This window comes from Mycobacterium sp. IS-3022, assembly GCF_001500065.1.
GTDB lineage: Bacteria > Actinomycetota > Actinomycetes > Mycobacteriales > Mycobacteriaceae > Mycobacterium.
The window spans coordinates 153,776-178,674 of sequence record NZ_LQIN01000023.1 but is presented as its reverse complement, the minus strand read 5'-3'; the positions used below and the strand labels follow the sequence as shown (position 1 = coordinate 178,674).

The window sequence follows — 24,899 nt, the reverse complement described above, 5'->3', positions numbered from 1 at the left end:
ATTCCGCGGCAGCACCGCCGAACCAACACTCAACGATACGCCAGGGGCGCCGCGGTAAACGCCAAACGCGCACCCGATGCGACGAGACCGCGATGGCAAGATGTTGCTCGTGCCGAGCACTCCGCCGACCATCAGCAGGAGACGCGTACTGGCCTCGGCCGCGGCGTTTGCCCTACTCGGCGCGACCGCGGCCGCCTGCGGGTCATCGCCACCGCCGCCGGAGGTCGACGAGCTCGCCGCCCAACTCGACCGGGCGCGCGCCGACAGCCAGCTGGCCACCGATGCCGCCGCCGAGGAGCGCGGGCCCGTCGTGGCGGCGCTGACCGCGGTCGCCGCCGAACGGGCGGCCCATGCCCAGGCGCTGTCCGATGAGCTGGTCCGAATGCGCGGCGCCGAGGCACCCACCACCACGCCCTCCAGCACCACCGCCGAGGCGGCGAAGCCACCCACCGTCAAGGACGCCGCCAACGCGCTGCGGGCATCGGCGGAGAGCGCCAGCGAGCTGGCCGCCAAGCTCTCGGGTTACCGCGCCGGGTTGATCGCGTCGATCGCCGCGGCCTGCACCGCCGCCTACACGGTGGCCCTCGCCGACCCGAGGTGGCCGCAATGACGTCGGTGGAACCGACCGGTCCGACGCGGCCCTCGAACCCCGCGGACGGTGCGCTGTTCGACGCGATCGCCACCGAACACGCGACGATCTACGGATACGGGCTGGTGTCGGCGCATTCCACGCCGGACGTCAACGAGCTGGTGTCCAATGCGATGGCCGAGCACCGCGAGCGCCGCGAAAAGGGCCTGGCCATGCTGACCGGCCGGTCAATCGAGGGTCCGCTGCCGGCCGCCGGGTACCAGTTGCCGATGAAGGTCGACACGCCCGCCGACGCCGCCAAGCTCGCGGTCCGCATGGAGGAGGACGCGGCCGTCGCGTGGCGCGCGGTCGTCGAACAGGCCACCACCGAGCAGGAGCGAGCGTTCGGGGTGGCAGCGCTGACGCAGTGCGCGGTGATGGCCGCTCGGTGGAGCCGGGTGCTCGGGACGACGCCGGTCACGGTCGCGTTCCCCGGCGGCAACGAGTAGTCCTCGCGCCGAACGTGCGCTCACTGCGAGATTTCGCCGGGATTCTCGCGCTCAGCGCACGTTCGGCGAAGCGAGTGCCGCCGAGATCTCGGCTGCCGCGGCGGCGACGGGAATCTCGCGCGTCTCCCCGGTGAACCGGTTGCGAAGCTCCACCACGCCGTCGGCCCAGCCGCGGCCGACCACGACGATCCACGGCACACCGAGCAGTTCGGCGTCCTTGAACTTGACCCCGGGCGAGGCCTGCCGGTCGTCGAGCAGCACTTCGTGCCCGAGCCGATCGAGGTCGGCCGCCAACTCCTCGGCGCCGGCGCGCGCGGCGCCGTCCTTGTTGGCGATCACCACGTGCACGTCGAACGGCGACACCGACGACGGCCACCGCAGCCCGATCTCATCGTGGTGCTGTTCGGCGATGACTGCGACCAGTCGCGACACCCCGACGCCGTAGGAGCCCATGGTCAACCGAACCGGCTTGCCGTCCTCGCCGAGTACGTCGACCTCGAACGCGTCGGCGTACTTGCGGCCCAACTGGAAGACGTGGCCGATCTCGATACCGCGGGCGGCCACCAGCGGCCCGGCCCCGTCCGGCGACGGGTCGCCTTCGCGGACCTCGGCGGCCTCGATCGTGCCGTCGGGAACGAAGTCTCGCCCCGCGACCAGGCCGACCACATGCCTGCCCGGCTCATCGGCGCCGGTGATCCACGACGTGCCGTCGACCACACGCGGATCGACGAGATAACGAACACCGTTGGCCGACAACGCTTTCGGGCCGATGTATCCCTTCGCGAGGAACGGGTACTTGGCGAAGTCGGAGTCGTCGAGTAGCGCATACTCCGCCGGTTCCAGCGCCGCGCCGAGACGCTTGTCGTCGACCTCCCGGTCGCCGGGCACGCCGACGCCCAGCAGTTCCCATTCGCCGCCGGGCTCACGCACCTTGAGCATCACGTTCTTGAGGGTGTCGGCGGCCGTGACGGTGCGGGCCAGCGTCGAGTTGGCCCACTCGACCAGCGTGGCGATCGTCGGGGTGTCGGGGGTGTCGTAGATCTTGGCCTCGGGTTGGCCCTCGATCGGCAGCGCCTCCGGCACGGCGGTGATGACGGCCTCGACATTGGCGGCGTAACCGGATTCGAGGCAGCGCACGTAGGTGTCCTCACCGATCTCGCTCTCGGCGAGAAACTCCTCGGAGGCGCTGCCGCCCATCGCGCCCGACACCGCCGAGACGATCACGTAGCGCACGCCGAGGCGGCCGAAGATCCGCTGATAAGCCTCGCGGTGGGCGTGGTAGGCGTTCTTGAGCCCGTCGTCGTCGACGTCGAACGAGTACGAGTCCTTCATCAGGAACTCGCGCCCGCGCAGGATGCCGGCGCGTGGCCTGGCCTCGTCGCGGTACTTGGTCTGGATCTGGTACAGGCGCAGCGGGAAGTCCTTGTACGACGAGTACTCCCCCTTGACCGTGAGCGTGAAGAACTCCTCGTGGGTGGGCCCCAGCAGGTAGTCGTTGCCGCGGCGGTCCTTCAGCCGAAAGAGCGCGTCGCCGTACTCGGTCCAGCGGTTCGTCGCCTCGTACGGCGCGCGCGGCAGCAGCGCAGGGAACAGGATCTCCTGTCCGCCGATGGCGTTCATCTCGGCTCGCACGATCGCCTCGATCTTGCGCAGCACCCGCAGTCCGAGCGGCAGCCAGCTGTACAGCCCGGGGCCGACCGGTCGGATGTAGCCGGCGCGGATCAGCAGTTTGTGGCTGGGCACTTCGGCGTCGGCCGGATCGTCGCGCAAGGTGCGCAGGAACAGCTCCGACATGCGGGTGATCACAGTCGACAACCTTACTGATGGCCGGGGCTACAGCTCGCCGGCCTCCACCGCTTCGCGGGTGTGCTGGGCGGTGGCGATCTGGCGCGCCGAGAAGCCGATCCAGAACGCGGCGATGCCGACGATCACCGCGACGCCGGCGACCCACAGCAGCGCGTAGGTGTAGCCGTGGCCGAGCGCGTCGAGCTGGGCCGGCGTCATGTCCTTGACCGGGCCGGTGGTACCGCCCAGGTACAACGTGCGTGACGTCTGCACCGCCTGGATGACCACGAGCACCAGCGGCCCACCGAGGTTCTGCACCATCAACGTGATCGACGACACCGGGCCGATCTCGCCGGGGCCCACGCCGGCGATCGCGCACAGCGGCAGGATCACCGCGATCGCCCCGATGCCGAAGCCGCCCACCACGATCGGCGCGAACAAATCCGGGAAGTACGGGATGCTGCGGTCCAGGGTGGAGCCGTACAGCATCGCGCCCAGCACGAACAACCCGCCACCGAGGATCAGCCAGCGAGGCGCGACGTGCGGGGCCAGCCGGGCCGCGACCGCGGTGCCCACTCCGAACGCGAGCGCGAACGGGATGAAGCAGATGCCGGCCCGCAGTGCCGAGTAGCCCAGGACGTCCTGCACCAGCAGCCCGATCATCACCGTCAGGGTCAGCAGCACGCCGCCCGCGAGGAACAGCGCGATGAACGTCATCACCCGGTTGCGGTTGTCGAACACCGAGAACGGCACGATCGGGTGCTGCGCGGTGCGCTCGACGAGCAGGAAGCTGATGAAGAAGATCGCCGACGCCACCGCGGCGCCGATCACCAGCGGATCGATCCACCCGCGCGGCGGGCCCTGCGTGAAGACCAGCACCGCCGATGTGCAGCCCAGCGTGGCCAGCGCCGCGCCGGTGACATCGAGCTTGAGCCTTTCGTGGTGGGTCTCGGCCAGCCGGGTGACCGCGATGACGATGATCACGATGCCGATCGGCACGTTGATCAGAAACGCCAGCCGCCAGGAGATCACGGTGAGTGCGCCGCCGAGCACCAGCCCGAGCACGGAGCCGATGCCCTGCATGGCCGCGGAGATGGCCAGCGCGCGGTTACGCGCCTGCCCGACCGCGTACGTCGTCGCGATCAGCGCGAGGCCGGTAGGCGCCGCGACCGCCGCGCCGGTGCCCTGCACCGCCCGGGCCGCGATCAGGGTGGCCGGATCGGTGGCCAGACCGCACACCAGCGAGGCGATCGTGAAGACGCCGACACCGGACAGGAACGCGCGCTTATGACCGATCGCGTCGCCGACGCGCCCGCCGAGCAGCAGCAGGCCGCCGAACGCCAGCACATAGGCGGTGATCACCCAGCTCTTGCTCGCGTCGGTGAGCCCGAGATCCGCCTGCATCCGCGGCAACGCGACGATCACGATCGTGCCGTCGAGGGTCGACATGAGTTGCATGCCGGTGATCGCGATGATCGCCGGGCCCAACACCGATGAAGCCAGCGGTAACGCCGAAGGTGGCGGCGGGTGGTCTGTCGATCCGGAGGAACCACCGACGGCAGACATGGACAGCCACCCTACCGAGTGCGATTTCGGTGTAGTCGGTAACGCTGAGCGCCACCAACTACACCCGAATCACAACTCGCCGGAGTCGATCGCGTCCTTGACTTCCTGCGCATGGGCGACCTGCGATGCGGTGTAGCCGATGAACAGCGCTGCACCGCCCACGATGACCGCGACCGCGGCCACCCACAGCAGGCCGTAGGTGTAGCCCTGATCGAGGGCATGCAACTGCGCGGCGTTCATGTCGTTGACCGGTCCGGTGGTGCCGCCCAGATACAGCGTGCGGGAGGTGATCACGGCCTGGATCACGGCGAGGACGACGGGACCGCCGAGGTTCTGCAGCATCAGCGCGATGGCCGACACGGGGCCGATTTGGTCGAAGCCGACGCCGGCGATCGCCGACAAGGTGAGCGGGACGACGATCATGCCGATGCCGAGCCCGCCGATCGTGATCGGCAGCACCAGATTCGGGAAGTACGGGATGTTGGCGTCGAGCGTGGAGCCGTAGATCATCGCGCCGAGCACCAGCACGCCACCGGCGATGACCAGTATCCGCGGCGGGAACTTCGACACCAGTGTCGAGGACAGGCCGAGGCCGATGCCGAGCGCGATGACGAACGGAATGAATCCGATGCCGGCTCGTAGGGCGCTGTAGCCCATGATGTCCTGCACGTAGAGCCCGATCAGGACGGTCAGCGTGAACATGACGCCGCCCGCGAGGAACACCGCGACGAAAGTCGCGACCCGGTTGCGGTCCTTGAACAGGTCGAACGGCATGACGGGGTTGGCGGCGGTGCGTTCGACGTAGAGGAACGCGAGCAGCGCCGCGGCTGCGGCGAGCCCGGAACCCAGCGTGATGGGCGACAGCCAGCCCTGCTCGGGCCCCATCGAGAACCCGAACACCGCGGCGGTACAGCCGAGCGTGGCCAGGATCGCGCCGGTGGCATCCAGCTTGAGCCGCTCGCGGCTCGTCTCCCGCAGCGTCCTGCGGGCCAGGTGGATCATCACCAACCCGATCGGGACGTTGATGAGGAACGCCCACCGCCACGACACCTCGGTCAGCGCCCCACCGATGATCAGACCCATCACCGAGCCGATGCCGGTCATCGCCGCGAAGATCGCGGTGGCGGCGTTACGGGCGGGGCCCTTCGGGAAGGTGGTCGCGATCAGTGCCAGCGCGGTCGGTGACGCGATCGCCGCGCCGACGCCCTGCAGCAGCCGGGCGATCACCAGCGTCGCCTCGTTCCACGCGAGGCCGCACAGGATCGAGGCGATGGTGAACAGCGCGACGCCGACGATGAAGGTGCGCTTGCGGCCGATTGTGTCGCCCAGCCGCCCGCCGAGCAGCATCAGCCCGCCGAACGTCAGCACGTAAGCGGTGATGACCCAGCTGCGGCCGGCGTCGGACAGGCTCAGCTCGTCCTGGATCTTGGGAAGCGCGACGATGGCGACGGTGCTGTCCATGGTCGCGAGCAGTTGCATGCCGCCGATCGCGATGACCGCGGCGATGAACCGCCGCGACGGCAGCCACGCTGGATACCTGCTGGTCCGCCCCTCCGCGGACTGCACAGCGCTCTTCTGCGGGCGAAATGAAAACGGTTGGTCTGCCCCACCCTCGGCGTCACGGCGCATGGCGGCACGCTCTGCGTCATTGAGAGCCGTCATGCGGGTTACCTTACAGTACTCTTAAGAATCCTTTAACCGCCGAAGGCGGCCACGGGGCCGATCACGATGATCGCCGGAGGCCGGATTCCGTCCTCCCGGATGCGTTCTGCCGCGTCGGCCAGAGTGGCGCGCAAAGTGCGTTGCGCCGCCGTCGTGCCGTGCTGCACCACCAGCACCGGCGTATCCGCAGGTCGCCCGCCTTCGAGTAGGGCCTTGGCGAAAAGCTCGATGCGTTCGACCGCCATCAGCAACACGATGGTGCCCGAGAGTCCGGCCAGGGCATTCCAATTCACTAACGATTCCGGATGTCCGGGCGCGACGTGGCCGCTGACCACAACGAACTCGTGGGTGACGTGGCGGTGGGTGACCGGAACGCCGGCCAAGGCGGGTACCCCTATGGCGCTCGTCACACCCGGCACGACCGTGACCGGAATTCCGGCCTCGGCGCACGCCAGCACCTCTTCGTAGCCGCGCGCGAACACGAACGGGTCGCCGCCTTTGAGCCGCACGACGAACTTGCCGGCCCTCGCGCGGTCGATGAGGATGCCGTTGATCGCGTCCTGGGCCATCGCCCGGCCGTACGGAATCTTCGAAGCGTCGATGACCTCGACGTGCGGCGAAAGTTCGGCCAGCAGTTCCTGCGGCGCAAGGCGGTCGGCCACGACGACCTCGGCGTGCGCCAGCAGCCGGCGGCCGCGCACGGTGATCAGCTCCGGGTCGCCCGGTCCCCCGCCGACGAGCGCCACGCCACCGTGGACGACATCGGGGGTCGCCGACATGTCCGGTGCGATGAGGCCCCGTTGCATGGCCTCGTGGATCGCCGTCCTGATCGCCGCCGACCGTCGGTGCTCACCGCCGGCGAGCACACCGACCGACAGCCCCTCGTACTCGAACGACGCCGGAGTGACCGCGGTGCCCTCCACGGCGACATCGGCTCGTACACAGAAGATGTGACGGCGTTCGGCCTCGGCGACGACGGCGGCGTTGACTTCGGGATCATCGGTGGCCGCGATCGCGTACCAGGCGCCCTCGAGGTCACCTGCGCGAAACTCACGCAGCAGCAGTGTGATTCCGGCCATCGCCTCGACCGCGGGGGTGGCTTCGCGGGCGATCACGTGTACGTCGGCGCCGTTGGCCACCAGAAGCGGCAAGCGACGCTGCGCCACGCTGCCGGCGCCGACGACGACGACCTTCCTGCCGGTCAGGCGAAGGCCGACGAGGTAGGCGTTCTCGGAAATCACACTGCTCCTCGCGTCCGCGTCACTGGGTCCGATCCTCTTCGCGCAAGCGGCTCATCGGCGCGAGCTTAGGGCTACCCGAAGTACTGCCGCACATCGAGCCGATGATCAACGGCGCCGAGATCCTCACCATCGCCGACTAGGGCGCCTCGATTGTGAATCTGACGACGCCCAGACGCGAATTTCCGTCGCCATTTTCACAATCGGCGGCGTCGACGACGACCGACGAGGTAGGCGTTCTCGGTCACTGGGTCGGATCCTCTTCGCGCAAGCGGCTCATCGGCGCGAGCTCAGAGGTTGCTGCCGCGGCCACGAAGCGGCTGATCGCTTGCGGGTGGGCGACGGGATGGGTGTGCAGGTAGCCGGCGTGTACGCCGCCGGCCACGGCGCCGTCGTGGGTCCTCTTGACCTCGGTGTCGGAGAAGATCCAGGCGGGCGCGTAGCTGTCGGCGAAAGAGACTGCGGTGCGGTGGAACTCGTGCCCCATCATCCGGTCGCCGATGCAGTGCAACGGCGAGTCGGCCACCACGACCGCTTCGCGGTAGCCGAGGGTGAGGCGGTCGGTGAACGTCGCCGACCCGGACAACACACCACACATCGGGTGGCCGTCGAGGTCGTCGACGAGGTAGGTCAGCCCCGCGCATTCGGCATGCACCGGCGCACCGGCTGCGGCCAGGTGCCTGATCTGTGCGCGCGCGACGTCGTTGGCCGACAGGTCGGCGACGAACTCCTCGGGGAACCCACCGGGGATGACGACGGCCGACGTGCGTGGCGGCAGCGGGTCGGTCAGCGGGTCGAACTCGACGACCTCGGCGCCGGCCGCGGCGAGCAGTTCGCTGTGCTCGGCGTAGCTGAAGCTGAAGGCCCGGCCTGTCGCCATAGCCACTATGGCGTTTCCGCCGACGGGGGTCACCTCCTCCGCGTCCCACGGATCGTCCATCACCCGGCTGCCGGCCAGCGCGGCGATCCCGACGAGGTCCACATGGCGGCCGACGAGCACGGTCATCGCCTCGACCGCCGCCTGCGCCCGCTCACCGTGTTCGACCGCGGTGACCAATCCGAGATGCCTTGAGGGGACGGATAATTCGACGCTGCGCGGGATCGCGCCGAAGACTCGGACGCCGGCATGTTCGCAGGCCTGGCGCAACACCTCCTCGTGACGCGGCGATCCCACCCGGTTGAGGATCACCCCGGCGACGTGAACCGACGAGTCGAACGTCGAAAACCCATGCAGCAGCGCGGCGATGCTGTGGCTCTGCCCGCGCGCGTCGACGACCATGACGACCGGTGCGCCCAGCAGCGCGGCCACGTGCGCGGTGGAGCCGAACGCCGAGCTCCGCGAATCGTCGGCGATGCGCCCGTCGAACAGCCCCATCACGCCCTCGATGACCGCGATGTCGGCGCGGGCGCAACCGTGCCGGTACAGCGGCCCGATCAGGTGTTCGCCCTGCAGCACCGGGTCCAGGTTGCGGCCGGGCAGCCGCGCGGCCAGCGAGTGATAGCCCGGGTCGATGTAGTCGGGACCCACTTTGAACGGCGCGACGGCCCGACCGGCGCGCCGCAGCGCCCCCATCAGGCCGGTCGCCACGGTCGTCTTGCCGCTACCCGAGGCGGGCGCGGCGATCACCACAGCGGGCGTCGCCCTGCTCACACCGGCGGCTTTCTCTGCCGAGCAGACGTAAATTGCCCCGACACGCCGAAGAAAAAGCTCACTTTGCGGCTGTTCGCGCGAAAAACGGTCACCACTCGATGCCCTTCTGTCCCTTGCGGCCGACGTCCATCGGGTGCTTGACCTTCGTCATCTCGGTCACCAGATCCGCGGCGTCGAGCAGCGGCTGCGGCGCATCGCGGCCGGTGATGACGACGTGCTGCGTGCCGGGCCGTGAGCGGATCGCCTCGATCACCTCGTCGAGGTCGATCCACCCCCACTTCAGCGGGTAGGTGAACTCGTCGAGCACATAGAAGTCGTGGCGCTCGTCGGCCAGCCGCCGCGCGATCTCGGCCCAGCCGTCGGCCGCGGCGGCGGCGTGGTCGACCTCGTCACCGTGTTTGCGTGACCAGGACCACCCGGACCCCATCTTGTGCCACTGCACCGGTCCGCCGACGCCGTGCTCGTCGTGCAGCCGTCCGAGCTCGCGGAAGGCCGCTTCTTCGCCCACCTTCCACTTGGCGCTCTTGACGAATTGGAACACCGCGATGTCGAAGCCCTGGTTCCACGCGCGCAGCGCCATGCCGAACGCCGCGGTCGACTTGCCCTTGCCCGCGCCGGTGTGCACGGCCAGAAGCGGCGCGTTGCGACGTGCGCGGGTGGTCAACCCGTCGTCGGGGACGGTGAGCGGCTGGCCCTGAGGCATGACGTGACTCTCCCCTACTTCCGTGTGAGTCCAGATCAGGCGGCGGTGCGGACCACGTCGGTGAGGCTGTCGGCCCGCAGCTCGGCCAGCCGCACCGCCGGGGCGCCCAACTGCTCGGCGAGCTCTTCGGCCAGCCCCAACCGCACATGGGAAGTCTCGCAGTCCACCACCACCGCGGCGGCGCCTTCGGCGACCAACCGGGCGGCGGCCTCGCGCGCGCGGCCCAGCGGGTCGGAGCCACCGGTGGCCCGGCCGTCGGTCAGCACGACCACCAGGCTGCGCCGGGCACGGTCGCGGGCCTTCTCGCGCACGACGAGGTCGCGGGCCGCCAACAGTCCCTGCGCCAGAGGCGTCCTGCCGCCGGTGTCGAACCGGGCCAGGCGCCTACTTGCGATGTGAACCGACGACGTCGGCGGCAGCAACACCTGGGCGGCCTGCTGACGGAACGTGATGACGGCGACCTTGTCGCGCCGTTGGTAGGCATCGCGCAGCAGCGACAGCGTCGCGCCGCCGACCGCGGACATCCGGTCCCGCGCGGCCATCGAACCCGACGCGTCGACGACGAAGATCACCAGGTTGCCTTCGCGGCCTTCCCGGATCGCCCGCCGCACATCGCCCGGCACCGGCCGGGGCCGTCCCGGTCCACGCTGCCGCTCCACCGCCGCCAGCAGCGTGCCGAACACGTGCACACCGTGACCGGGTCCGTTGTCGCCGGTGGCCGAGATCGTCTTGCCGGTGCGGTTACGCGCACGCGACCGGCGGCCGGGCGCTCCCTCGCCCACACCCGGGACCACCAGCGACCGGGCGCGGAAGACCGGCGACGGCGGGGCGCTCGGTCGTGAGGCGTTGCCCGAATTCCGTTGTGACGCTTGGCTATCCGAACCATTCCCCGATGAGCCACCACCCGGTGGGTCAGGATCGGGCTCGGGATCTCCGTCGGCGGCCTCGTCGGCTTGGGCCATCGCGTCGTCGAGTTGTCCGGGGTCCAGGCCTGGGTCGTCGAACGGGTCGCGGCGGCGGCGGTGCGGCAGCGCGAGTTCGGCGGCGACGCGGATGTCCTCCTCGGCCACCGTGTCGGCGCCGCGCCAGGCGGCATGCGCGACGGCGGTCCTGGCGACCACCAGGTCGGCGCGCATACCGTCGACGTCGAAGGCCGCACACAACGCGGCGATGCGCCGTAATTCACTGTCCGGCAACGAAACCGAGCCGACCGCGGCGCGGGCGGCCGCGACCCGGCGGGCCAGCTCGGCGTCGGCGTCGGCGTAGCTCTGGGTGAACCCGTCCGGGTCGGTTTCGTACGCCATCCGCTGGCGGATCACGTCGACCCGGACGTCCACCTCGCGGGACGCCCGCACGTCGACGGTCAACCCGAACCGGTCGAGCAGCTGCGGACGCAGTTCGCCCTCTTCGGGATTCATGGTGCCGATCAGGACGAACCGGGCGTCGTGGCTGTGCGACACCCCGTCGCGCTCGACGTGGACCCGGCCCATCGCCGCGGCATCGAGCAGCACGTCGACCAGATGGTCGTGCAGCAGGTTGACCTCGTCGACGTACAGCACGCCGCCGTGCGCGCGGGCCAGCAAGCCCGGGGAGAACGCGTGCTCACCGTCGCGCAGCACCTTCTGCAGATCCAGCGACCCGACAACCCGGTCCTCGGTGGCGCCGATCGGCAACTCGACGAGCGCGGCTCCGTCGACCGCCTCGAGCACTTTGGCCAGCCCGCGCACCGCGGTCGATTTCGCGGTGCCCTTCTCGCCGCGGATCAGCACCCCGCCGATGTCGGGACGGATCGCGCACAGCAGCAGCGCCAGCCGCAGGCGGTCGTGTCCGACTATCGCGCTGAACGGGTATGTCACGGCTTCAGCATAGGGACGTGCGGAATGCCGTCCTCGAGGAACTCCTCACCGTCGCGGACGAAGCCGAGGCGGGCGTACATGTCGGCCAGGTACGTCTGCGAGTCGATCCGGCACGGGTAGTCACCCACCTCGGCCAGCGCGGCCTGCAGCAGCCGGGTGCTGTGCCCGTGTCCGCGGGCCTCCCGCTTGGTGCAGACCCGCCCGATGCGGAAGCCCTTCTGCCCGCCGGGGTGTTCCTCCATCAGCCGCAACGTCGAAATGACTTCGCCGCTGGGGGTTTCCAGCCAGAAGTGCCGGGTCTCGGCCAGCAGGTCACGGCCGTCGAGTTCAGGGTACGGGGTGGCCTGCTCCACGACGAACACCTCGACCCGCAGCTTCAGCAGTTCGTAGAGCATCGCGGCGTCGAGGTCGCGCGACCAGCTGCGGCGCAGCGCAACCGTCATCCGGCGGCCACCGCCGAGGATTCGTCGAGCCGCAGCACACGGGTCCCGTGCGACCACACTTCGTCGAACAGCGCCGGCTCCGAGGACAACTCATGGCCCAGCGACGGCACCATCTCCTGCAGTTTCGGCAGCCACGCCTGGTAGCGCTGGGCGAAGCAGCGCTGCATGACGTCGAGCATCGCGGGCACCGCGGTCGACGCCCCGGGCGATGCGCCGAGCAGGCCGGCGATGGTGCCGTCACCCGCGGTCAGGACGGTCGTTCCGAAGTCCAGCACCCCCTTGCCCTTCGCGCCGCAGATGACCTGGACCCGCTGTCCCGCGACGTTGAGCTCCCAGTCCGATTCCCTTGCGCTCGGGGCGAATTCGCGCAGCGCGTCGATTCGTTCGGCGTCCGACAGCATCAACTGACCGACAAGGTACTTCAGCAACCCGAACTGGGTGAGCCCGACGTTGACCAGGGACGCGACGTTGTTCAACGTGATGGACTCGGGCAGGTCGAAGACGTCGCCCTGCTTGAGGAACTTCGGGGACCAGCCCGCGAACGGCCCGAACAGCAACCACGATTTGCCGTTGATCATGCGGGCGTCCAGGTGCGGAACCGACATCGGCGGCGCACCCACCGGAGGCTGGCCGTAGACCTTGGCCCGATGCGCCGCGGTCAACCTCGACACGTCGGTGCGCAGGAACTTGCCACTGACCGGGAAGCCGCCGAAGCCCTTGGCCTCCTTCATGCCGGCTTTCTGCAACAGGTTCAGCGCCCCGCCGCCCGCGCCGACGAAGACGAACTTGGCTTTGAGCTTGCTGGTCCGGCCGGTACGCAGGTTTTCCACTTTCAGCGTCCACGAGCCGTCGGGCTCCTGGCGCAGGTCGCGCACCTCGTGCCCGAATCGTGTGGTCATACCGCGCTGGGCGACGAAGCCGATGAGTTGGCGCGACAGCGCACCGAAGTCGACGTCCGTGCCCCCCTGGGTCCAGTTCAGCGCCACCGAGTCGGAGAAGTCGCGCTTCTGGGCCATCAGCGGCAGCCGCCGGGCGAACTCGTCCTCGTCGTCGATGAATTCCATGCCGGCGAACAGCGGGTTGGTCACCAGAGCCTCGTAGCGGCGCCGGAGGTATTTCACATTGGCCGCGCCGTGCACGAAGCTCACGTGCGGAACGGGATTGAGGAAGCTGCGCGGATCGCTGATCAACCCGTTCTCCACGGCATAGGCCCAGAACTGGCGGGTCACCTGAAATTGTTCGTTGACGCGCACCGCTTTGGCGATGTCGATCGAACCGTCGGGCTTCTGCGGGGTGTAGTTGAGTTCGCACAGCGCCGAGTGCCCGGTGCCGGCGTTGTTCCACGCATCGCTGCTTTCGGCGGCCGCCCCGTCGAGGCGCTCGATGAGCGTGATCGACAGATCCGGCTCCAGTATCCGCAGCATGGCACCCAGCGTGCCGCTCATGATGCCCGCGCCGACGAGCACGACGTCGGTCGTCGGATGGTCGTCAGCCACTGTCAGTCCCCCAGACGCTGTTGTCCTTCGCGGTCGCGGTCATGGTCGGTCATCAGGTTAGCCCGCAGGGCGCCATCTCAATCCCCGCGCACGAAGTGGGACCGCTTCACCGCAGGAGGCTCGGGTGCGCCGACTATCGTTGCTGTCGTGCCCGACTGGAAGGCCGACGTACTGCCGGGCTACTGGCAACACACGATGGCCCTCGGCACAGACCCGGACGGCGAGGGTGAACTCGTCGCGACCCTGGTCCGCCGCGGTGAGCCCGATCCGTCGGCCACCCACGCCGTCCTGTTGGTGCACGGGTTCACCGACTACTTCTTCAACACCGAGCTTGCCGACCACTTCGCCGCGCGGGGGTTCGCGTTCTACGCCGTCGATTTGCACAAATGCGGCCGCTCCTGGCGGGAGGGCCAAACCCCGCACTTCACCACCGACCTGACCCGCTACTACGCGGAACTCGAGCGTGCGCTCGACATCATTGCCTCGGTGTCACCGGCGCAGGTGTTGGTGTACGGGCATTCGGCCGGTGGCCTCATCGTGTCGCTGTGGCTGGACCGGTTGCGCAGCCGCGGGCAGACCGGTCGCAAACGCGTTGCCGGTCTGGTGCTCAACAGCCCGTGGCTCGATCTGCAGGGGCCGTCGATCCTGCGGGCCGCGCCGACGCGCGCCGCGCTGGGCGCGGTCTCCCGGTTTCGCAAACGGCTGGTGGTGCGCCCGCCGACCGAGGGCGGGTACGGCACGACACTGCACCGCGACTACCACGGTGACTTCGACTACGACCTGAGGTGGAAGCCGGTCGGCGGCTTCCCGGTCACGACCGGCTGGATCCACGCCATTCGCCGGGGCCACGCGAAACTGCACCGCGGGCTCGACGTCGGCGTGCCGAACCTGATCCTGCGCTCGGACCGCAGCGTTCGTGAGGTCCGGGACCCCCGAAAAATCGATGAGATCCAGCGCGGCGACGCGGTGCTCGATGTCAGGCAGATCGCCCGGTGGGCCGGCTGCATCGGCAACCGGACCACCGTCGTGCCGATCGCCGACGCCAAGCACGACGTGTTCCTGTCGATGCCCGAACCGCGGCAGGCCGCCTACCAGGAGCTGACCGGCTGGCTGGACTGGTATCTCGCGCACCGCTGGAATGCCACCACCCAATCCCGAGGAGGCTGACCCATGACGCACTTCGACATCGCGATCATCGGAACCGGTTCCGGCAACACGATTCTCGACGAGCGATACGTCGACAAGAAGGTGGCGATCTGCGAGCAGGGCATCTTCGGCGGCACATGCCTCAACGTCGGCTGCATCCCGACGAAGATGTTCGTGTACGCGGCGGGAGTCGCGCAGGACGTCCGGGAGGCGTCGCGGTACGGCGTCGATGCCCACGTCGACGCGGTGCGGTGGCCCGACATTGTCTCGCGGGTGTTCGGGCGGATCGATCCGATCGCGATGAGCGGGGAGAACTACCGCCGGTCCTCGCCCAACGTGCAGGTGTTCGCCAGCCACGCCAGGTTCCGACCCACTCGACCCGACGGCCGTTACGCGCTGCGCACCGACGACGGTGAGGAGTTCACCGCCGACCAGGTGGTGCTCGCCGCCGGTTCGCGGGCCGTGGTCCCCGACGCGGTCGCGGAATGCGGTGTGCCGTACCACACCAGCGACACAATCATGCGGATCACCGATGTGCCCGAGCACCTCATCATCGTCGGCGGCGGGTACGTGGCCTGCGAGTTCGCCCACATCTTCAGCTCCCTGGGCAGCCACGTGACGCTGCTGATCCGCGGCAGCACGCTGCTGCGCGGCCACGACGACGACATCGCCATGCGCTTCACCGACATCGCCGCCAAGAAGTGGGAGGTGCGCAACCACCACGAGCTGGCGGATGCGCGTGAGGCCGGCGGAGGCGTCGAGATCACCTGCACGGACGGCTCGAAGTTGCGCGGCGACACGCTGCTGGTGGCGACGGGCCGCGTTCCCAACGGCGACCTGCTCGACGCCGAGCACGCCGGCGTGAAGGTCACCGCGGGCGGACAGGTCGTCGTCGACGACTACCAACGCACCACGGCGCGCGGCGTTTTCGCGCTCGGCGACGTGTCTTCGGACTTTCAGCTCAAGCACGTCGCCAACCACGAAGCGCGCGTCGTCAAGCACAATCTGCTCCAAGACTGGGACGACACGGATGCGCTGGTCGCGGCCAACCATCGCCATGTGCCCTCAGCGGTGTTCACCGATCCACAGATCGCCAGCGTCGGGTTGACCGAAAACCAGGCACGCGCAAAGGGATTCCGGATCAAGGTCAAGATCCAGGACTACAGTGACGTCGCCTACGGCTGGGCGATGGAGGACACCACCGGCATCGCCAAGCTGGTCGTCGACGACGACACCGGCCTGCTCCTGGGCGCACACATCATGGGCCATCAGGCGTCGTCGTTGATCCAGCCCATCATTCAGGCGATGGCCTTCGACCTGCCCGCCCAGGACATGGCGCGCGGGCAGTACTGGATTCATCCCGCGTTACCCGAGATCATCGAGAACGCTCTGCTGGCGCTCTGCGGGGAACCGCCGTGGCCGCCGTCGAAGCGCCATTAGCGCGCCGGCACCTCGAAACCCCAGGGCAGTTCCAGGCGGTGTGCGGCAAGAAGTTCTGCATCCGAGAGGATGTCGCGGATCGGCCCGTCGGCCACAATTATGCCGCGGTCCATCACCACCGCCCGCTCGCACAGTTGGGCGGCGTACGGCAGGTCGTGTGTGACGATCAACATCGTCGCCTCGAGGCCCGACAAGGTTTCGGCCAGTTCGCGGCGCGCCACGGGATCGAGGTTCGCCGACGGTTCGTCGAGCACGAGAATGTCGGGCGCACACGCCAGCACCGTCGCCAATGCCGCCCGGCGCCGTTGGCCCGCCGACAGGTGGGTGGGGCTGCGGTCGGCCTGTTCGGTGAGCGAAACGGTCTGTAACGCCTGCCGTACCCGCGCCGCCAACTCGTCGCCGCGCAACCCGAAGTTGGCGGGGCCGAACGCCACATCCTGCGCGACGGTCGGCATGAACAGCTGATCGTCGGGATCCTGGAAGACCAACCCCACACGCCTGCGGATGTCGTGAATGGTCTTGCGCGTCAACACGGAATCGCCGATCCGCACGGTGCCCGACGTCGCGGTGAGCACGCCGTTCAGGTGAAGCATCAGCGTGGTCTTGCCGGCGCCGTTGGGCCCCAGCACCGCGACGCGCTCACCATGTGCGACGGCCAGGTCGACGCCGTCGAGGGCCACCTGGCCGTCCGGGTAGACGTGGCGCAGCGCCTCGATGGTGACCGCGGTCATCGCAATACCCACGCCGCCGTCGCGATCGCCACCGCAGCGACGGCGGGTGTCATGGCGACCACCCATTGCGACGCGGCCGCCCGCGGCGGCGCCCCGATCACCGCCAGATCCGGTGCGTTGCCGTCGAATCCGCGTGACAGCATCGCCACGTACACCCGCTCGCCACGTTCGTAGGAGCGCAAGAACAAGGCTCCGATCCCCTTGGCGATGGCGCCCGCCTGATGCAGAACACGCGGCGAGTCGCCGCGCGAGACGCGTGCCATCCGCATGCGGCTGGCCTCGCCGGTGAGCAGATCGACGTAGCGGATCATCAGCACCAGGACCGAGGTCACCACCGCGGGCATTCCCAGCCTGCTCAACGCCATCGGCAACTCGGTCGTCGACGTGGTGGCCGCCACCGTCAGGGCCGCCGCGACCCCCAACGTGCCCTTGACGACGATGCCCCACGCTGCCCACAGCCCGGTGGCCGAAAGCTGCAAGCCCGCCACGTCGACACGCTGGCCGCCCTCGGCGAACGGTAGGAGCACCGCCAGAACCAGGAACGGCGCCTCGATCAGCATCCGCGGCAGGATCCACCGCAGAGGGATGCGTGCGAGCCGCCAGACGACGACGACGATCGCGGCGTAGACGGCGAAGGGCCAGAACATCTCCCGCGGCGTCGCGACCACCGCGAGGACGAACACCAGCAGACAGACGATCTTGACCTCGGCGGGGGCACGGTGCACTGCGGAGTCGTCGTGCCGGTAGAGCGGATGGGCGCCCGCGCCCATGGCTAGCGCCGGCTCCCGCTGCTGTCGTCCGCCTTGCGGCTGCGGGCGATCAACCAGAACACCGAGCCCGCAACCACCACCGTCGCCAGCACGCCGATGATGCCGGCGACTCCCCCGGTGCCGTCGCGCCCGGCGATCGCGTAGTCGGCCAACGGCGACGCCGCGAGGCTGTGGTCGTCGGCGTGCTGGGCGATGCACTCGCCGGTCAGCTCCTCGCCGTCGGCGGTCTCGACGATTTCGCAGCCGCGCAGCGTCGCCGAGTCCAGCCCGTCGGGGCTGGAACTCGCGAAGTAGGACACCACACCGGCGATCAGGAGAGTGGCGACGGCGAACACCGTCCAGAACCGCCACCGTGCCCTCATGCCGCGACCTCCTGTCGGGTCCCGCGCAACAGATACACCAGATCGGGACGCGACCGCGCGACAGCCATCACCGTGACCGCGGTGATCAGCCCCTCCCCGACCCCGATCAGCGCATGAGTGCCGAACATGTATCCGCTGACGGCGCCCATCGACGTCGTCGCCGCGCCGCCGATCGCGTACTCGAGAACGAATCCCATTGCTGCACAGATTGTTCCGATCAGCGCCGCGATGAAGGCGATGACGCCGAGCCCACCCACCGGGACGTCACCTCGTTTGCGGGCCACGGCATAGAGCAACACAGCCGTCGAATATCCGGCGGCCACCCCGATCACGGCCATGTTGGTGATGTTGGTGCCCAGCGCGGTGACCCCGCCGTCGGCGAACAGCAGCGCCTGCACCACCAGCACGATCGCGATGCACAACGCCCCCGTGTACGGGCCGACCAGGATCGCGGCGAGGGCGCCGCCGAGCAAATGCCCGCTGACCCCCGGCAGGATCGGGAAGTTCACCATCTGCACCGCGAAGATGAACGCGGCAACCAACCCGGCCAGCGGCACCGTGCGTTCGTCCAGTTCGTTTCGCGCCTTGGCCGCGCAGAATCCGACGGCCACGACGGCGATGAGGCCGAAGACGACGGAGGTCGGCGCGTTGACGATGCCGTCGCTCATGTGCATGGCGACGTACTGGTAAGCCACCCCGCAACCCTAGAACTTGGTGTCGACACCTGTCTAGCTGAACAGATGTTCAGCTGGAGGCGCCTGGGGAGTGATTTCGGTGTCGCCGGTCGCGGTGAGCGCAACCAACTACACCGAAGTCGCGTCAACGCTTGACTGCGGTCACCACCAGGTACTCGGCCTCCCACAACGCCCGGCTGTCGTCGCCGGTGTTCCACTTCTGAAGGAACGCCAGGAAGTCGGCGTCGAGGGCCTCGAGCCGCTCGGGGTCGTCGGCGTTGAACTTGTACGCGGCGATGGTCGGCCCGTAGTTGCGCTTCCAGTACTCACGAAACTCGGCCGGGGTCGCGCAGTGCTCCAGGCGCACGGTCTGCCTGCGCAGGTTCGCCTCGGCTACCCGATTCCCCAGCAGCGCCCGGACATGATCCTCGTCGCCCCACAGCGGCGGCGGGTCCGCGCCAGGGGGCGGCGGCGGAGCGTAGGGCTTCAGTGTGGCGAAGAGGTTGCCGATGAATCCCTGTGGCGTCCAGTTGATCATCCCGATGGTTCCGCCGGGTCGGACGACGCGGACCATCTCGTCGGCGGTGTCCTGATGGTGGGGCGCGAACATCGCACCGACACAGGACATCACGACGTCGAAACTGTCGTCGGCGAACGGCAACGCCTCCGCGTCGGCTTCCACCCACTCCAGGTCGACTCCGCGTTGGGCGGCGATGCGGCGGCCGGCGTCGAACAACTCCGGGGTGAGATCGCTTGCGGTGACGACCGCACCGAGCTTCGCAGCCGGGATCGCCGCGTTTCCCGAACCGGCCGCGACGTCGAGCACCCGGTCGCCGGCTCGCACGCCGCAGACGCGGACGAGTTCAGGCCCCAGCCCGGGGATCAGGTCCGCGGCCACGGCTGGATAGTCGCCGGCCGCCCACAGTGCCCGATGTTTGGCTTTCAGTGCGCGATCGGCATCCTGATCCGTCGCGCCGCGTTTGCCTTGTGCCGTACTCACCTACCAAGGCAACCAGCCGACGGTGAGCGGCACGACCGCATTGACCAAATTTCTCTTCGTTGATCCATCACGAAGTGTCGCCGGTCACGGTCGGCAGTCGGGCCGTCGCCGTATCAGTTGTGGCGAGCGCCGATCCAGTGCAGCAGGTCGTGCACGGTTTGGTCCTGCAGGCGGTAGCTGACCGTCCGCCCGACCCGGGTGGACGAGACCCAGCCCTGCTGGCGCAGTACTCGCAGGGCTTGGGACACGGCGTTCTCCGACCGGCCGAGCGCGGCGGCGAGATCGCCGACGCAGATGCCCGGCGCGCGGTGCAGCACCAACAGAATCTCGAGCCGGTTCGGGTCGGAGAGCAGATCGAAGCGCACCGTCCAGCCGGTCGTGTCGACGTCGGCCAAGGCGGACGTAACATCCTTGGCTTCCGCTCGGCTACCGGACCGGACCATGGTGCGCAGTTTATCGAGGAAGCTGGGCGAAAGCGCCGAAGCGATCTTTCGCGCCGCCTACAGCGGGGTGACGTAGTGGCCGCTGATGCCGCCGTCGACGAGGAAGGTCGAGGCGGTGACGAACGACGCGTCGTCGCTGGCGAGGAACGCCACCGCGGCCGCGATCTCGTCGGGTTCGGCGAACCGGCCGATCGGGATGTGCACCAACCGCCTCGCTGCCCGTTCGGGGTCCTTGGCGAACAACTCCTGCAGCAGTGGGGTGTTCACCGGTCCGGGACACAGCGCGTTGACCCGGATGCCCTGCCGCGCGTACTGCACCCCGAGCTCGCGCGACATCGCGAGCACGCCGCCCTTGGACGCGGTGTAGGAGATCTGCGAGGTGGCCGAACCCATCACCGCCACGAACGATGCGGTGTTGATGATCGAGCCCTTCTGCCGGGGCACCATGTGGCCCAGGGCGGCCTTGCAGCACAGGAACACCGATTTGAGGTTGACGTCCTGCACCCGTTGCCACGCGTCGAGCCCGGTGCTTTCGATGAGGTCGTCCTCCGGTGGCGAGATACCGGCGTTGTTGAACGCGATGTCGACGCGGCCGAGGGCCTCGGCGGCGGTGTCGAACAGGGTGTCGACCGCCGCGGCATCGGAGACGTCCACCGGTACGAACGTCCCCTCCAGCTCGTCGGCCACCTTCCTGCCGGCTGTCGGGTCGACGTCGCCGACGACGATGGCGGCACCTTCGGCGCGCATGCGCCGCGCGGCCGCCAAACCGATCCCGCTGGCGCCGCCGGTGACCACGGCCACCTTGCCGGCAAGCCGCCGCGTCAGATCCATCAGGCCTCCCGCACCGCGATGAAGACGTTCTTGGTCTCGGTGAACGACAGCGGTGCGTCGGGGCCGAGTTCGCGGCCGAGGCCGGACTGTTTGAAACCACCGAACGGCGTGTTGTAGCGCACCGACGCATGCGAGTTGACCGACAGGTTGCCGGACTCTATCGCGCGCGACACCCGCAGCGCCCGCGACAGGTTGTCGGTCCAGATCGACCCGGACAACCCGTAGGGGGTGTCGTTGGCGAGCGCGATCGCATCGGCGTCGTCGTCGAACGGCAACACGGTGACCACCGGCCCGAAGATCTCTTCGCGCACCGTGCGGTCGGTGCGTTGCGGCGTCAGCACGGTCGGCGGGAACCAGAATCCCGGGCCCGACGGCGCCGACCCGCGGAAGGCGACGGGCGCGTCGTCGGGCACGAAAGAGGCGACGGTGTTCCAGTGCGCCTTGGACACCAGGGGACCCATCTCGGTGTCCTTGACCCTGGGGTCGCCGACGACGACGCCCTTGACCGCGGGTTCGAACAACTCCATGAAGCGGTCGTAGACCCTGCGCTGCACCAGGATTCGGCTGCGGGCACAACAGTCCTGGCCGGCGTTGTCGAACACGCCGTATGGCGCGGTGGCCGCCGCCTGCTCCAGATCGCAGTCGTCGAACACGATGTTCGCGCTCTTGCCGCCCAGCTCCAGCGTGACACGCTTGACCTGACTGGCCGCGCCCGCCATCACCCGGGTACCGACCTCGGTGGACCCGGTGAACACGATCTTGCGCACGTCGGGATGGCTGACGAACCGCTCGCCGACCACCGCACCCTTGCCGGGCAGCACCTGCAACAGGTCAGCGGGTATGCCCGCCTCGACGGCCAACTCCCCCAACCGGATCGTGGTGAGCGGTGTCCACTCGGCCGGTTTGACCAGCACCGCGTTTCCCGCGGCAAGTGCCGGCGCGAATCCCCACGACGCAATCGTCATCGGGAAGTTCCACGGGGTGATGACGCCGACCACCCCGAGCGGCTCGTTGAACGTCACGTCGATGCCGCCGGCGACCGGAATCTGCTTGCCCGACAGGCGTTCCGGTGCGGCGGCGTAGAACTGCAGCACGTCGCGGACGTGGCCGGCCTCCCATTCGGCGTTGCCGATCGGATGCCCGGAGTTCGCGACTTCCAACGCTGCCAACTCGTCGACGTGCGCGTCCACCGTCGCGGCGAAGGCGCGCAGCGCGCCGGCCCGGTCGGCGGGAGCGCGGCGCGCCCAATCCCGTTGCGCCGCTTTCGCTCGCGCGACCGCATCGTCGACCGCGGCTTCGTCGGTCTGCTCGACGGTTTGCAGCAGCTCCTCGGTGGCGGGGTTGATGACCTCGGACGCGCTCACGCCTCTACCCTTTCTTGCGCATACGTGCTCGCGGCCTCGACGACCCCGGCGAACAACCGCAGGTCGTCGAGGCGCTCTTCGGGATGCCACTGCACCGCCAGCACCCAGCGATCCGGGACTTCGACCGCTTCGATGACGCCGTCCTCGTCGCGAGCGCTGATGACCAACCCGTTGCCGAGTTCGTCGATCGCCTGGTGGTGGTAGCACTGCGCGTCCGACGACTCGCCGATCAGCCCGGCCAGCCGGCTACCCGGCAGGGTGCGCACCGTCGAGGTGGTGAACACCGCATTGCCCTGCTGATGACGGCTGTGGCCGATGACGTCGGGCAGGTGCTGGTGCAGCGTCCCGCCGAGCGCAACGTTGAGCACCTGGGCTCCGCGGCAGATGCCCAGCACCGGCATCGCGCGCCGCATCGCACCCCTGACCAGCGCGAACTCGAACTCGTCGCGGCGCCGGTTGTCGGCGACGTCCGCGTCGGTGGCGGGGTGCGGCTGCCGACCGTAGTGCGCGGGCACGACGTCGCGGCCGCCGGTGAGAATGAGTCCGTCGATGCCGTCGAGCACCCGGTCGGCGATGTCGTCGTCGACCCGTTGCGGAGGAAGCAGCATCGAAATGCCCCCCGCCAATTCCACGCCCTCGGAGTAGATCGCCGGCAGGAAGCTCGCCCGGACATCCCACACCCCGGTCTGCGCCTGCTGCAGATAGGTGGTCAACCCGAGCACGGGCCGCACCTTCCTCCCGCGAGCTGGGCTCGCCGGAGAACTAGAGCCGCTCAAAGCCGCGCATCCTCTCCCAGTCCGTGACGGCGGCGTTGAACGCGGCCAGCTCGACGCGGGCGTTGTTGAGGTAGTGCTCGACGACCTCATCGCCGAACGCCGCCCGCGCGACCTCGGACTTGGCGAACAACGCCGCCGCTTCGGCGAGCGTCGTCGGAAGCCGCTCGGCGCCACTGGTATACGCGTTGCCCTCGGTGGGCTCGGGCAGCTCGAGCTCCCGGTCGATGCCGTACAGCCCGCCTGCGATCAGCGCCGACACCGCGAGGTAGGGGTTGACATCGCCACCGGGCGCCCGGTTCTCCATCCGCATGCCGTGACCGTGCCCGACGACCCGCAGCGCGCAGGTCCGGTTGTCCAATCCCCACGCGATTGCGGTCGGGGCGAAACTGCTGTCGACAAACCGCTTGTAGGAGTTGATGTTCGGCGCGTAGAGCAGCGTGAGCTCACGCAGCGTGGCCAACTGCCCGGCAATGAAGCTGCGGAACATCGGCGACATGCCCAGCGGATCGGCATCGTCGGCGAACACCGCGCTGTCGTCGTCGCCGCGCAGCGAGATGTGGATGTGGCAGCTGTTGCCTTCTCGCGCATCGAATTTCGCCATGAACGTCAGGCTCTTGCCGTGCTGGTCGGCGATCTCCTTGGCGCCGTTCTTGTAGATCGCGTGATTGTCACAGGTCACCATCGCATGGGCGAAGCGGAACGCGATCTCCTGCTGGCCGAGATTGCATTCGCCCTTGACGCCTTCGCAGTACATGCCCGCGCCCGTCATACCGAGGCGGATGTCGCGCAGCAGCGGCTCCATCCGGGTCGAGGCCAACATCGCGTAGTCGACGTTGTAGTCGGAACCCGCCGTCATCCCCCGGTAGCCCTTCGCCCAGGCCTCGCGGAAGCCGTCCTCGAACACCATGAATTCGAGTTCGGTGCCGACGTAAGGCACCAGCCCGCGTTCGGCGAGCCGATCGAGCTGGCACTTGAGGATGCTGCGCGGGGCCTGCTGGACCGGCGTGCCGTCGTGCCAGCCGAGATCGGCCATGACCATCGCCGTTCCGGGCAGCCACGGAATCCACCGCAACGTCGAGAAGTCGGGCGTCATCACCATGTCGCCGTAACCGGTCTCCCAGCTCGACATCGAGTACCCGTCGACCGTGTTCATGTCGACGTCGACCGCCAGCAGGTAATTGCAGCATTCGGCGCCGTGTTCGGCGACTTCCTCGACGAACAGCCGGCCCGACAGCCGCTTCCCGGTCAGTCTGCCCTGCATGTCGCAGAACGCGACGATCACCGTGTCGATGTCCCCGGCGGCCACCAGGCGCTCGAGATCGGCCTGCGACAACATGCCCGATGTGACGCTCATCCGCTGCGGGGCCCTTCCTCAACGACCAGAGATGACGGCTAGTCAACCATTGGCGGTGGTTCGCTCCGGCGTTCGCAGCGAACACTTCATACAATTGTCGCTCCCAAAGATAGGAACCCAGCCCGTGATGGAAGCCAGAACGAAGCGGCTCGGTGAGGCCGTGATCGCCACCGGCGCGCTGCACGATGCGCTCGGGGGCTACCTCTACCGCAAGCAGCTCGCCGGAATGGCCCGGGACGGCCTGCTGAATTCGGCTTCTGACGCCCGGCTGGGCACCGTCGACGGCGAACGGCGCCACACCGCGTTCTGGTTCCTGATCGGCGGCTTGGCCTTCATCACCATGGGCGCGAGCATCCGCAGGTCGGGGGCGTCCGGCGAACCGATCGCGCCTGCGCTCGGGCCGGGGATGACGGCGATGGGCGCGATCGGCGCGGCGGTCATGCCGGTCTCCGGGTTCTGGTTGTTGCTCGCCGAGGGACTCGCCGCCATGGCCCTGCGGCGCCACCAGCGGCGGTAGAGCCAAGTCACACC

At 68.8% G+C, this 24,899-nt stretch carries 24 protein-coding genes; 5 read left to right on the top strand and 19 right to left on the bottom strand.

Annotated features, from left to right (window positions below):
- Positions 1-100 precede the first annotated feature (100 nt).
- Positions 101-610 carry a hypothetical protein gene (locus tag AU188_RS15145; RefSeq protein ID WP_156426696.1) on the top strand — a complete coding sequence of 170 codons (510 nt, stop codon included), beginning with the start codon at positions 101-103 and terminating at the stop codon, positions 608-610.
- Positions 607-1,077: a ferritin-like domain-containing protein gene (locus AU188_RS15140; RefSeq protein ID WP_059164508.1), complete on the top strand. Its 471-nt coding sequence runs from the start codon at positions 607-609 to the stop codon at positions 1,075-1,077. The genes AU188_RS15145 and AU188_RS15140 overlap by 4 nt, the downstream gene beginning before the upstream one ends.
- 51 nt (positions 1,078-1,128) lie before the next feature.
- Here the strand turns inward: AU188_RS15140 and AU188_RS15135 are convergent, their stop codons facing one another.
- The 9 genes from AU188_RS15135 to mqo all read right to left on the bottom strand — a co-directional run bounded on the left by AU188_RS15135 (position 1,129) and on the right by mqo (position 13,477).
- On the bottom strand, positions 1,129-2,883 hold the full coding sequence (locus AU188_RS15135; protein ID WP_059164507.1) for a proline--tRNA ligase: 1,755 nt from the start codon (positions 2,881-2,883) through the stop codon (positions 1,129-1,131).
- A gap of 27 nt (positions 2,884-2,910) precedes the next feature.
- Entirely contained in the window at positions 2,911-4,428 is a 1,518-nt protein-coding gene (locus AU188_RS15130) for an MFS transporter (protein ID WP_059164506.1), read from the bottom strand.
- Between the two features lie 69 nt (positions 4,429-4,497).
- The gene (locus AU188_RS15125) at positions 4,498-6,090 is read right to left on the bottom strand and encodes an MFS transporter (RefSeq protein WP_059164505.1); all 1,593 of its coding nucleotides are present in this window, start codon (positions 6,088-6,090) and stop codon (positions 4,498-4,500) included.
- Positions 6,091-6,122: 32 nt separating this feature from the next.
- Complete coding sequence (gene cobA / locus AU188_RS15120) at positions 6,123-7,328, bottom strand: uroporphyrinogen-III C-methyltransferase (protein WP_059164756.1); 1,206 nt, start codon at positions 7,326-7,328, stop codon at positions 6,123-6,125.
- Positions 7,329-7,572: 244 nt separating this feature from the next.
- Complete coding sequence (locus AU188_RS15115; RefSeq protein ID WP_059164504.1) at positions 7,573-8,979, bottom strand: cobyrinic acid a,c-diamide synthase CobB; 1,407 nt, start codon at positions 8,977-8,979, stop codon at positions 7,573-7,575.
- Between the two features lie 88 nt (positions 8,980-9,067).
- Positions 9,068-9,682 carry a cob(I)yrinic acid a,c-diamide adenosyltransferase gene (gene cobO / locus AU188_RS15110; protein WP_059164503.1) on the bottom strand — a complete coding sequence of 205 codons (615 nt, stop codon included), beginning with the start codon at positions 9,680-9,682 and terminating at the stop codon, positions 9,068-9,070.
- Between the two features lie 35 nt (positions 9,683-9,717).
- Positions 9,718-11,538 carry a magnesium chelatase subunit D family protein gene (locus AU188_RS15105; protein ID WP_059164502.1) on the bottom strand — a complete coding sequence of 607 codons (1,821 nt, stop codon included), beginning with the start codon at positions 11,536-11,538 and terminating at the stop codon, positions 9,718-9,720.
- Positions 11,535-11,981, bottom strand: a complete 447-nt coding sequence (locus AU188_RS15100; RefSeq protein ID WP_059164501.1) for a GNAT family N-acetyltransferase — start codon at positions 11,979-11,981, stop codon at positions 11,535-11,537. The genes AU188_RS15105 and AU188_RS15100 overlap by 4 nt, the downstream gene beginning before the upstream one ends.
- Positions 11,978-13,477 (bottom strand): malate dehydrogenase (quinone), encoded by a 1,500-nt coding sequence (mqo, locus tag AU188_RS15095; protein ID WP_059164500.1) that lies wholly within the window; start codon positions 13,475-13,477, stop codon positions 11,978-11,980. Before mqo ends, AU188_RS15100 begins: the two co-directional genes overlap by 4 nt.
- 195 nt (positions 13,478-13,672) lie before the next feature.
- Here mqo and AU188_RS15090 point away from each other — a divergent pair, with 195 nt between their 5' ends.
- Entirely contained in the window at positions 13,673-14,644 is a 972-nt protein-coding gene (locus AU188_RS15090; protein WP_059164755.1) for an alpha/beta hydrolase, read from the top strand.
- Positions 14,645-14,647: 3 nt separating this feature from the next.
- A complete protein-coding gene (mtr, locus tag AU188_RS15085) occupies positions 14,648-16,063 on the top strand; it encodes a mycothione reductase (protein WP_059164499.1) in 1,416 nt (471 codons plus the stop codon).
- On the opposite strand, the gene AU188_RS15080 is transcribed toward mtr, so the two are convergent.
- From AU188_RS15080 to AU188_RS15035, 10 genes are all read right to left on the bottom strand, one after another.
- Positions 16,060-16,794 (bottom strand): energy-coupling factor ABC transporter ATP-binding protein, encoded by a 735-nt coding sequence (locus tag AU188_RS15080; protein ID WP_059164498.1) that lies wholly within the window; start codon positions 16,792-16,794, stop codon positions 16,060-16,062. The two genes, mtr and AU188_RS15080, sit on opposite strands and share 4 nt — an antisense overlap.
- Positions 16,791-17,564 (bottom strand): cobalt ECF transporter T component CbiQ, encoded by a 774-nt coding sequence (gene cbiQ, locus AU188_RS15075; protein ID WP_059164497.1) that lies wholly within the window; start codon positions 17,562-17,564, stop codon positions 16,791-16,793. Before cbiQ ends, AU188_RS15080 begins: the two co-directional genes overlap by 4 nt.
- Positions 17,565-17,566: 2 nt before the next feature.
- Positions 17,567-17,926 carry a PDGLE domain-containing protein gene (locus AU188_RS15070; RefSeq protein WP_059164496.1) on the bottom strand — a complete coding sequence of 120 codons (360 nt, stop codon included), beginning with the start codon at positions 17,924-17,926 and terminating at the stop codon, positions 17,567-17,569.
- Positions 17,923-18,600, bottom strand: coding sequence for an energy-coupling factor ABC transporter permease (locus AU188_RS15065; protein WP_059164754.1), 678 nt, complete (start codon positions 18,598-18,600; stop codon positions 17,923-17,925). Before AU188_RS15065 ends, AU188_RS15070 begins: the two co-directional genes overlap by 4 nt.
- 145 nt (positions 18,601-18,745) lie before the next feature.
- Entirely contained in the window at positions 18,746-19,600 is an 855-nt protein-coding gene (locus AU188_RS15060) for a class I SAM-dependent methyltransferase (protein WP_059164495.1), read from the bottom strand.
- A 113-nt stretch (positions 19,601-19,713) separates the two neighbouring features.
- Positions 19,714-20,043 carry an ArsR/SmtB family transcription factor gene (locus AU188_RS15055; protein WP_059164494.1) on the bottom strand — a complete coding sequence of 110 codons (330 nt, stop codon included), beginning with the start codon at positions 20,041-20,043 and terminating at the stop codon, positions 19,714-19,716.
- Positions 20,044-20,100: 57 nt separating this feature from the next.
- A complete protein-coding gene (locus AU188_RS15050) occupies positions 20,101-20,877 on the bottom strand; it encodes a 3-oxoacyl-ACP reductase (protein ID WP_172799520.1) in 777 nt (258 codons plus the stop codon).
- Positions 20,874-22,238, bottom strand: coding sequence for an aldehyde dehydrogenase family protein (locus AU188_RS15045; RefSeq protein ID WP_059164492.1), 1,365 nt, complete (start codon positions 22,236-22,238; stop codon positions 20,874-20,876). The genes AU188_RS15050 and AU188_RS15045 overlap by 4 nt, the downstream gene beginning before the upstream one ends.
- Positions 22,235-23,104 (bottom strand): gamma-glutamyl-gamma-aminobutyrate hydrolase family protein, encoded by an 870-nt coding sequence (locus AU188_RS15040; protein WP_082686641.1) that lies wholly within the window; start codon positions 23,102-23,104, stop codon positions 22,235-22,237. The genes AU188_RS15045 and AU188_RS15040 overlap by 4 nt, the downstream gene beginning before the upstream one ends.
- Complete coding sequence (locus tag AU188_RS15035; RefSeq protein ID WP_059164491.1) at positions 23,001-24,368, bottom strand: glutamine synthetase family protein; 1,368 nt, start codon at positions 24,366-24,368, stop codon at positions 23,001-23,003. The genes AU188_RS15040 and AU188_RS15035 overlap by 104 nt, the downstream gene beginning before the upstream one ends.
- A 127-nt stretch (positions 24,369-24,495) precedes the next feature.
- Here AU188_RS15035 and AU188_RS15030 point away from each other — a divergent pair, with 127 nt between their 5' ends.
- The gene (locus AU188_RS15030; RefSeq protein ID WP_059164490.1) at positions 24,496-24,885 is read left to right on the top strand and encodes a DUF6463 family protein; all 390 of its coding nucleotides are present in this window, start codon (positions 24,496-24,498) and stop codon (positions 24,883-24,885) included.
- The last annotated feature ends 14 nt before the right edge of the window (positions 24,886-24,899 follow it).